Origin of the sequence: Mesorhizobium sp. M7A.F.Ca.CA.004.06.1.1, assembly GCF_003999135.1 — a bacterium.
Classification (GTDB): domain Bacteria; phylum Pseudomonadota; class Alphaproteobacteria; order Rhizobiales; family Rhizobiaceae; genus Mesorhizobium.
Map to the genome: position 1 here is coordinate 1 of NZ_RZPQ01000485.1, position 4,585 is coordinate 4,585.

The following is a 4,585-nucleotide window of genomic DNA, read 5'->3' on the forward strand; positions in this document are numbered from 1 at the left end:
GCATAAAAGTGCTGACGGCACTCGACAGGCCGTTTCCAGTCCTAAATCGGAGAGTAAAATGGAACAGAATGTTGAAAAGCATGAATACGAGACACCAAGCCTGACGGTTCATGGTTCGATTGAGACCATCACCCAGGGTGGCGGCGGCAACACGGCGATCGACGCGTCGTTCCCCGCGCACACGCCGATCGGCGACCTGACGTTCTCCTGAGACTTATAGCCGTTTCCAGAGTGACATTTTGGGACTCTGGATTCAAAAGCAGACGTAAGAGGGGTCGGGGGGCCAGCCTCCCGACTTCTCCTGCGCCAACCGGAGATGTCGAAGCGTTTTGTCAGTGAGGTGCGGGGATGAACGGGAAGCAATCCGACCATGATCTGGCCGACCACGATAGCGTGAGTGCGACCAAGGATGCCGTGGCCTGCGAGTTCGGCGATGGCTTGGCGCTGCTCAATCTCAAATCCAATGTCTACTACAGCCTGAATGGCGTCGGCGCCTTCATCTGGGATTTGATCCAGGAGCCCCGGTCGATCGGCGACATCCGCAGCGCCGTGCTTGCGCGCTATAATGTCGACCCGGTGCGCTGCCAGGCCGATGTCGACGCATTGCTGAAGGGCCTGACTGATAATGGGCTTGCGAGACGGCATCATGAGGCACTTGTCTAAACCGGCCCAGCACAAGACGCTGGTTTCGCAGGCCATAGTTTCGCGGGCCCTGGTTTCGCGGGCCACGGCTTTACGGCAGGAACCCGCGAGGGAAACAGGCCTCAAGCAGTCGAAGCGCGGCGAAAGCCGGCACGGGCTGGTCAGGATTTTCTCCCTGAGCGGCTCGGAAATGATCTTCCTTGGCCATTGCCTGCTGGTGGTGGCGACAGTTCGGCTGGGGCTGACGCTGCTGTCCTACAATCGTGTACGCAGCCTGGTGACGCGCCTAGACGCGCGGCAGTGCGCTTCAATGGGCGAACTGCGGCGTGTCGCCTGGGGCGTTGCCGCCGCGGCCCGTTTCGTCCCTTACGCTACGTGCCTGACCCAGGCGCTCTCCGGCCAGTATATTCTCGCCCGCCAAGGCAATGAATCGACGATACGCATCGGCATCGAACGTGGTACGGGCGAGCAGTTGAAAGCACATGCCTGGCTGGTCAGCGACAACCATATCGTGCTTGGCGGATCGATCGACGGCTTCGCCCATCTCGTCGACCACGGCAGCCGATGAGCGGCGTCGCTGGAATCCTGCTGCGCGGAGCACACGCACCGGCGGTCGCGGCGGCAGACATTCAGCAAATGCTGGCGCGCATGCGCCATCGCGGTCCTGACGGCAGTTCTTGGTGGCTGGACACCAGCATCGCCCTTGGCCACGCCTGGCTCAACACATCGGATGAGGTCGGCCCAGGCCCTTTGACGATGGCTGGCGGCCGGCTCGCCATCACCGCCGATTGCCGGCTGGACAACCGTGACGAGTTGCTGGCCAGGCTCGGTATCCGCGACCAGTCGGTGGCCGACGCGATGGTGCTGATGCGGGCCTATCTGCGTTGGGGCGAAGCCTGTCCGGAGCATCTGCAAGGCGATTTCGCGTTCGCCATCTGGGATGACGAGCGGCAATCGCTGTTTTGCGCGCGCGATCATTTTGGCGTCAAGCCGTTCTACTACCACGCGGCGGACCGGCGTTTTGCCTTCGCGTCCGAGATCGGGCCGATCCTGGGCGTCGAAGGTATCCGCGCACGTGTCAGCGAGCGCCAGATCTCCGGCTTCCTGGCCGGGCTTCCCGACGACCCGCAGTCGACCCCCTACAGCGATATATTCAGCCTGCCGGCCCGCCACAGCCTGACCGTCACCGCGCAACAGGTGATGTTGCGTCGATACTGGCAGATCGAGCCGTCGGCGCGGCCCTTGCGGTCGGATGCATCGGAGGAATTCGCCCATCTGTTCTCGCAATCGGTGCGCAACCGCATGCGAGGGACCTCGGCAGTCGGCGCAATGCTGAGCGGCGGCCTCGATTCCTCATCTATCGCCTGTGTCGCCGGCCTGCAGAATGCCGCTGCGCGCAAGCCGAAGCTGCCGACCTTCTCGCTGGTTTTCGAGAAGGGCTCGCCGATGGACGAGCGGCCCTTCATCGATGCCGTTCTCGACCAGCAGAAGGTCGACGCGACACTGATCCCGGTCGGCAACTATGCCCCATTCGCCGAATTCGAACGCGTGCTGGAAGAACAGGAAGGAACGTTCCTGGCGCCGGGCCTGACGCTCACCCGCGGTGTCTACCGGACTGCCGGCGCCAAGGGCATCAAGGTGCTGCTGGACGGCCATGGCGGCGACGAGGTCGTTTCCCAAGGCCATGGTCACCTGCACGAGCTTGCGAATGGCGGCCGATGGATGGATCTGTGGCGCGAGGTCCGCAGCGCCTCCAATACCTATGGCGACAGCACGCTTGGCCTTTATCTCCAGTTCCTGACCCTCTACGGGCCGGCCTGGCGCATCGCCAAGCTGAGGCATCTGGCCAACCGTGCCCTGAACAGGATCCGCAAGCCCGCGCACGTGCAGCGCGCACGAAGCTGGCGCGACCTGATCAATCCGGACCTTGCCAAGCGCACCGAGCTTGTCGACCGGTTTCACCGGGCCGGCTATATGCCGCCCGGCGTTCAGGCCAGCGACGCCTTGAGCCATCGCTGGATCCTGTCGAACGGCTATGTCCCGCATGCTTTCGAGGTTCTCGACAAGGCCGCCGCCAATTTCGGCGTCGAGCCGCGATACCCATTCTGGGACAAGCCGCTGGTCGAGTTCTGCCTGGCATTGCCGGGCGAGGAGAAGCTGAGCCACGGCTTTGGTCGCTATGTGCTGCGTCGCGCCATGCAAGGCGTATTGCCGGAGGCGGTGCAGTGGCGACGCGACAAGATCGACTTCACCGCCAATCTCGTCAACGGCATGCTGCGCAATCATCGCGACCTCCTGGAACAGCTGCTGGTCTCGGATGCAGGCCGCATCGCGCCTTATGTCAATCTGCCGCAAGTGAGTGCTGCCTATGCGCGACTGCTGCGCCAGCCCGATCAGGCAGCCCCCCTGGATGTCCAGTATGTCTGGCGCTCGGCCTCGCTGTCGCTCTGGCTGCGGCAACTCCCGCACGGCGGGAGCCCCACGTGATGCCGCGCAACGAGCCGATGGCCGCATACAGTGATAATCCCCGTCCGCATGGCCGGGCAATGCGAGAACGCCGCTTCTACCGCGCCTATGGTCTGACCATCGCGTCGGAGGTGATGTTACCCGAACTGCAGCCGGCGCCGCCCGGGGCGGCGGATGTCGTGATCGCCGTCGGCGCGATCGACCTGCCAAAGCCGGCGCCCGAAGCCGCGACCGACTTTCGCTTCGAGGCGGACCGGCAATATCTGGCCTGGCATGCCGTGGGCGCGTTCCTGATCACCGATTCCAACCGTATCGACATTGAACCGGCGCCCGGCGTCGACGACGCGCTGCTGGCGTTTCCGCTGCTCGGCCCGGTCATGGCGCTGCTCTTGCACCGGCGCGGCCTGCTTGTCCTGCATGCCAGCGCCATCGCCGCCGCCGGCACGAGCGCCATCTTCATGGGTGACAAGGGTGCCGGCAAGTCGACGACCGCAAGTGCGATGATCCGGGCCGGGCATCGACTGCTTACCGATGACGTGGTGGCGCTGGACCTCGCCAATCCGAGTGAGCCAATGACCGTTCCGGGCTTTCCGCAGATCAAGCTGGCGGCCGACGCCGCGGCGGCGATCTCGCTCGGGGAAGCGGAAGTGCGGCCGCAAGTGCATCCGGCGATCGACAAGATGCAGCATCGCCTGAACGGTGACTTTTCGGGCGACAAGGTGCCGGCGACCAGGATCTATATCCTCAAGCGCGGCGAAAGGGCTGGCATCACGCCCTTGCCCGCCATTGCCGCCCTGCCGGCCATCATCAAATTCTCCTATGTGACGCGCTTCGGCCGCGCGGCCCTCCCCGACGACTTCGCGGCGGCGCATCTTCGGCAATGTTCATGGATTGCCAACCATATCGGCGTGCGGCGGCTGGAAGTCCCGACGGGCCTGGACAGGATCGGTGAAGCCGTGGAACTGATCGAAAAGGATCTGTCGGCTGGCAGCCGGCGGTCGTAAGCGCAACCATGTCGAAGCCCCCAACCCTTCGCCTGTCGCTGTTTCGAGAAATTGCCGCATTCGGCGCCGCCATTGCCCGGATCGGCGGCCGGCGAACATGGACGGCGCTTTTCTTCCTCATCCTCGGCAGCCTGACCGAGGGCATCTCCATCCTGCTGCTCATCCCGCTGCTGCATCTGGTCGGACGCGCCGACCAGGATTTCGCTGTTCGGCTGCCCAACAATGATTTCGTGCGCTGGCTGGTGCCTGACGGCACGCTGCAACTGACGACCGTGCTTTGCATGCTGGTCGGGCTTGTTGCAGCGCAGGCGGCGTTCAATCGCTTCAAGTCGGTCTACATGGCCAAATTGCTGTTCGATTTCGTCAACCGCGTTCGCATGAACCTGTTCGAAAGCATCGGCAAGGCGCGCTGGGGCGTTTTTACCCGCATGCGCAGTTCCGACCTCGATCATGCCCTGACCGGCGACATCGAC

The 4,585-nt window shown here is 63.7% G+C and carries 5 protein-coding genes and 1 pseudogene; all 6 read left to right on the forward strand.

Going from position 1 to position 4,585, the window contains the following annotated elements; translation table 11 throughout:
- A partial coding sequence (locus tag EN906_RS23975) for a lasso peptide (protein WP_245484320.1) occupies positions 1 to 211 on the forward strand: 211 nt, incomplete at its 5' end.
- 137 nt (positions 212 to 348) lie between these two features.
- On the forward strand, positions 349 to 663 hold the full coding sequence (locus EN906_RS23980; RefSeq protein WP_127267623.1) for a PqqD family protein: 315 nt from the start codon (positions 349 to 351) through the stop codon (positions 661 to 663).
- Complete coding sequence (locus tag EN906_RS23985) at positions 647 to 1,210, forward strand: lasso peptide biosynthesis B2 protein (protein WP_127267624.1); 564 nt, start codon at positions 647 to 649, stop codon at positions 1,208 to 1,210. Before EN906_RS23980 ends, EN906_RS23985 begins: the two co-directional genes overlap by 17 nt.
- Positions 1,207 to 3,129, forward strand: a complete 1,923-nt coding sequence (locus EN906_RS23990; RefSeq protein WP_127267625.1) for a lasso peptide isopeptide bond-forming cyclase — start codon at positions 1,207 to 1,209, stop codon at positions 3,127 to 3,129. Before EN906_RS23985 ends, EN906_RS23990 begins: the two co-directional genes overlap by 4 nt.
- Complete coding sequence (locus EN906_RS23995) at positions 3,126 to 4,112, forward strand: serine kinase (protein WP_127267626.1); 987 nt, start codon at positions 3,126 to 3,128, stop codon at positions 4,110 to 4,112. Before EN906_RS23990 ends, EN906_RS23995 begins: the two co-directional genes overlap by 4 nt.
- 8 nt (positions 4,113 to 4,120) lie before the next feature.
- Positions 4,121 to 4,585 (forward strand): annotated as a pseudogene (locus EN906_RS24000) (ABC transporter ATP-binding protein); the annotation flags it as partial.

Coding starts and splice junctions, on each gene's coding strand:
- EN906_RS23980 (WP_127267623.1), top strand. CDS start 349: ATGAACGGGAAGCAATCCGACCATGATCTGGCCGACCACGATAGCGTG.
- EN906_RS23985 (WP_127267624.1), top strand. CDS start 647: ATGAGGCACTTGTCTAAACCGGCCCAGCACAAGACGCTGGTTTCGCAG.
- EN906_RS23990 (WP_127267625.1), top strand. CDS start 1,207: ATGAGCGGCGTCGCTGGAATCCTGCTGCGCGGAGCACACGCACCGGCG.